Genomic DNA, 4,458 nt, shown 5'->3' on the forward strand with positions numbered 1-4,458 from the left:
CCTCGGTGAGTTGTCGGGCGATCCATTCGGCGGTCGGATGCGCCGTCACTCCGAGCCATAACATCTGGCGTCGGCCGTGCTGTAAAATCAGCAAGCCATAAAGCAGCCGAAATGAGATTGTCGGAACAACAAACAGGTCGATTGATGCGATCCCATCGGCATGATTGCGGAGGAACGTCTTCCAGCCTTGCGAGGGAGGTCTCCTGCGCCGCGCCATATATTTGGCCACCGACGTTTGGCCAACGTCGATTCCAAGTTTGAGGAGTTCGCCATGGATCCTGGGAGCGCCCCACAGTGGATTGGCCAGGCTCATATCGCGGATCAATTGGCGGATTTCCAGCGCCACCTTCGGCCTGCCACAGCGACAGCGCGATTTCCATCGCCAAAACAAGCGAAAGCCGGCGCGATGCCAACGAATAACGGTCTCTGGCTCTACGATCGTCAAGGCGTTCAGGACGCGTGGGGTAATCTGATAGAGGCCGGCGAAAATCAGACGGTCGGCATTGTTGAAAGTCGGGCGCTTCGGTGATTTCCTGCGCAACACGTTGAGCTGCTGGCGCAGCGTGAGGATCTCTGCCTGAAGCGACGTTCTTGATCGGAACAGGCCGATGACCGCACAGCAGATCAGTTTGAAGATATCGGCCATGGGAGGCAGCATGGTCCGATTCGCCGCCTCACGCCAGCCGGATAGAGTTTACGACAAGGACAGGTATCTCACCGCCAATCTCAAGGGCGCCGACGGCGGCCGGGCTCTGATCATAGCAATATCCGCCACGGGATCGTTTTGAGATTACGACTTCCTGTCTGGCGCCGCGCCAACAAGGCAAGCCTAACGTCCCGCGAATAGCGGTGGATGTGGACTCAGATCGGATCGCTTACTAAATTCGACGCGTGCGAAATCCTGAAAGCTTTTTTCCCGTCGCGCGCTTTGGCGCCGTCAAAGCGGTTACCGCCGTCACAACCGGCCTTTCCACCGCGGGCGTCTATGGGGTCTCGACCGACGCGGGTGAATTTTTCCTCCGCTTGCACCCGGCGTGCCGAAGCGGCTTTGCCGAGATGCTCGCGGCCCAGAGGCTGGCCGCGGAGCAAGGCATCGCGCCTGACGTCGTTCTGGTCGATGAGGCGGCCGGCGCCATGATATCCGCGAAGGTCGAAGGCGTCCCCTTCGGAAGCGCGCTCGCACAGCCAGACATTCGCCCGCGTGCGCTCCGGCATCTCTCCGAAACTCTCGCACGACTTCACGCGATTCCCGCGCCGGATTTACCGCCCTTCGACCCGTCCCTCGGTCAAGCGCTCTGGGACGCGCAATCACGAAGAACGGGGTTTCCCGCCTGGGCGACGCGCCTCGGCGCGTTGATTAGCTCTGGAAATGCGGCTCTCGCCAGCGACGAACGACGCGTGCTCAGCCACAACGACGTCAATCCCGCGAACCTTCTGTGGGACGGATCACAAGTCTGGATGATCGATTGGGAGAGTGCGGCTCTTGCGCATCCTTATCTCGACCTCGCAACCTTCGCGACGTTCGCGAACCTCTCAGACGATGAAGCCATTGACCTCCTTGCCATCCAAGAAGGCTCGGCAATAAATAGCGAGCAACGGACGACGTTTTTTTCGCTGCACGACCTTGCCTGCGTTCTTTACGGCGCTGTGCTCTTTAGCCTCGTTCCCGATCTCACGGAAATTGATTTCAAGTCGCGCGATGAAACGCTGACCCTCCCTGAGTGCTATGTCCGACTTGTAAAGGGCGAGCTCGATCTAAAAACGTCCGTCGGCCAAGCGTTGCTTGGCGCTGCGATTCTTCGGCAGGCGCCGATCTGAAACCCCACCTCCCGGCGTCGCCTGTGAAGAAGTTTCAAGCGTCTGACGAGGCAGGCGCTTGGGCATTGCCAAAGTAATCGTTTTCGCAAGTTTTGCCGGCAAGGGACGCGGTTCCTTGCAAATTGATTTAACGCCGTCAGCGAGGGTTCGTCGCTGGCGCAGGTTTGCTTTTGATTGCGCGTAGCTCAATTACCTCCGGGCGTTTTGTGTCGGCATCTTTTGTGAGCGCAAAAACTCTTGCCATATATTGCTTTCCTTTCGCCGCTTCCCCCTCCTTAGCCGAGGCCTTGACGGCGCCGATATAGGCGCCCAGTCGATTGGGCTCTTTCTTGATTACAGACTCGTAAGCTGCAAGTGCTTCCTTTGCCATTCCGCGCTCAAGTAGCATCGCACCATAAAGCTCGCGTGCTGGCGCGAGTGGGCCGGGCGTAACCGGATGCTTTTCGGTTTTATCCTCCGCGTCCGCCGCAGCGCTCAAGAGCTTGAGCGCATCATCGTATTTACCCTCGGCATCAAGCACCCAGGCGCTGGCGACCTGTTGCTGAATATCGACAATCCCTGACCAGTACGCATCCTTCGCTTCTTTCAGTTTGTCGCGCAATTCACCAAGTTTGGCGATATCCGTCTTGGCCGCATTTGGATTGCCGGATCGGGCGGCGCCGACCGCGCGTGCAAAATACGTTACCGCGTCGGCATAAAGAAATTTGGTCTGACGCGGCCGCAATTCGGCCGCCGCTTTCCAGTCGCCGCGTTCGAATACGTATCGCGCTTGACTTGCCGCCACCGCATAAGGCCCGGCAAAACGCTCTTGCTTGAATTCGATTTTGGTCAATTCATCGACTACCGCCCGCGCCTTCTTGTCCTGCGCCAATTGCAGATAGGCATATACCAGGTAGTCCATGCCATGTGCCTGATCGTGCTGTTCCCCGTCGAGCTTGGCGATCCGCACCGACTCAATGTTCGAGGCGATCGATTCCTTCCAATGCCCCGTGCGCGTGAAGATATGAGACGGCATGTGTTGCGCGTGCGGCGCCGCCGCCGCGATCTTCGAATAACGCCTGGCCGCGTTGAGACCTTTCTCGGCGATCGCCGGATAGTCGTAGAGATGTATGAGATAGTGCGCGACACCGGGGTGTTGCGGCTGCCGCTTGAAGATGGGTTCGAGCAGCGCTGCTCCTCTGAGTTGGTTGGCGTAAGTCTTGTCGCCAGGTGACGCAGCCACATTGAGCGTAATCGCGTAAGCGATCTGAGCTTCGTCATCCGTAGGGTAACGCAGCGCCACCTGTTCCTCCGCTTTGAGATAGTTCTGGACGCGCGTGCGATGATCAACCTTGTCGTAATCCATGTACATCGCGGCGATCGCATCGAGATAGTCGCGCTCGCGCTGCGTTTTTGCGCGCAATGCTTTGCCTTTTTGAACGGCGTCAAGACCGAGTGGAAGATCATCCGGCGGTGGAGGCGCATGCGGATTATACAGATAGCTCAGCGCAATGCCCCAATAGGCGATGGCGCATTCCGAATCGGCTTTGAGCACGTCCTCGAATGTGCGTTTCGCGGCGCTGTACCAGAATGAATGCTGATAGAGCATCCCGCGATCGAACAGCTTTTGTGCTGCGGGCCTACATGACGTCTGGAAATGCACGCTTCCGAGCTGTTGCTTTTTGGCCGTTGAATAACCCGGTTGCGTACAGAACACTACCACTACGGTGGCGGCAGTGATAATATTCCTGCTAGTCATGACGTCCTCCCAGATCCAATTTTTCTAAGCGCCCGAACGCTCTTTTGTCTTTGGGCGTCCCTGGGCTGCGCCGGCAGATCCTGAAATGGTATTGACACGTTAACACGCTGAGCTCGCGCGAAAGCATCATTGAATTCCGGACTCACGCTCCAGCACAAGTTTTCGTAAACGTTCGATCGGCTTTCGCCGGACTGGGAAATTCTATCGCGGCGTGTTATCTCGACTGCAAGTCGCGCGGCTTCCCTGATATAGAGCCGCATGATGGCCCGGCGAGCGTGGAAGGGTAGCTCTCCCGATGCCAAGCCTGAATGCGCTTCTCGATTTTTGTCACGCGCGCTTGCGCGTCTCGGATTTGCCGGCAAGGAGCGTAAGGCCGTCGCGGGTGATTTCCGGTATGTCGACAAGGCCTTCGAGGCCGATCATGTTATGAAGATGGCGTATTTCGCAAGGATTCATCGAAGGTGTTCCGCGTTGAACGCGATCATATGATCAGTGCACTCGCGCCGGACCGACCCGATCAAGCGTTCAGCATAGCCGTTCTGCCAGGGCGAGCGGAACGAGGTGGGCCGATCCCGGATTCCCATTGCTCGCACACGGGCCTTAAACGCTCCGCCAAATGCTCTGTCATTGTCACGGATGAGATATTTGGGCGCCGTGTCCCAAGGAATTGCTTCGGTAATTTGCCGCGCCAACCACTCCGCCGTTGGGTGCTGGGTCACCGCAAACCACAGTAGCCGCCGCCGTCGGTGGCCAAGAACAACAAATGCGAAGAGCCGCCGAAAGGCAATCGTCGGAACGACAAAGAGATCAATCGATGCAATCTCCTCCGCATGATTGCGAAGGAAACTGTTCCAGGTCTGCAATGGCCGACCCTGCCTCGGCATCATGTAGAGCGAAACCGT

Annotated in this window: 5 protein-coding genes and 1 pseudogene; 2 read left to right on the forward strand and 4 right to left on the reverse strand. The window is 57.7% G+C overall.

Features of this window, described 5'->3' with window-relative positions; genetic code table 11:
* Positions 1-346: pseudogene (locus tag QZ964_RS05550) on the reverse strand (hypothetical protein); the annotation flags it as partial.
* A gap of 310 nt (positions 347-656) precedes the next feature.
* On the opposite strand from QZ964_RS05550, the gene QZ964_RS05555 reads away from it, so the two are divergent.
* Together QZ964_RS05555 and QZ964_RS05560 are read left to right on the forward strand one after the other, a co-directional pair.
* Entirely contained in the window at positions 657-788 is a 132-nt protein-coding gene (locus tag QZ964_RS05555) for a hypothetical protein (RefSeq protein ID WP_292529723.1), read from the forward strand.
* 103 nt (positions 789-891) lie between these two features.
* Positions 892-1,818 (forward strand): phosphotransferase, encoded by a 927-nt coding sequence (locus QZ964_RS05560; protein ID WP_292529726.1) that lies wholly within the window; start codon positions 892-894, stop codon positions 1,816-1,818.
* A 136-nt stretch (positions 1,819-1,954) separates the two neighbouring features.
* On the opposite strand, the gene QZ964_RS05565 is transcribed toward QZ964_RS05560, so the two are convergent.
* The 3 genes from QZ964_RS05565 to QZ964_RS05575 all read right to left on the reverse strand — a co-directional run.
* Complete coding sequence (locus QZ964_RS05565) at positions 1,955-3,556, reverse strand: hypothetical protein (protein ID WP_292529728.1); 1,602 nt, start codon at positions 3,554-3,556, stop codon at positions 1,955-1,957.
* Positions 3,557-3,883: 327 nt separating this feature from the next.
* Entirely contained in the window at positions 3,884-4,012 is a 129-nt protein-coding gene (locus QZ964_RS05570; RefSeq protein WP_292529730.1) for a hypothetical protein, read from the reverse strand.
* The coding region (locus QZ964_RS05575; RefSeq protein WP_292529732.1) for a transposase at positions 4,009-4,458 on the reverse strand (450 nt) is incomplete at its 5' end. The genes QZ964_RS05570 and QZ964_RS05575, both read right to left, overlap by 4 nt.

The sequence above is a fragment of the Methylocystis sp. genome (genome assembly GCF_021731785.1).
Taxonomy (GTDB): Bacteria; Pseudomonadota; Alphaproteobacteria; order Rhizobiales; family Beijerinckiaceae; genus Methylocystis.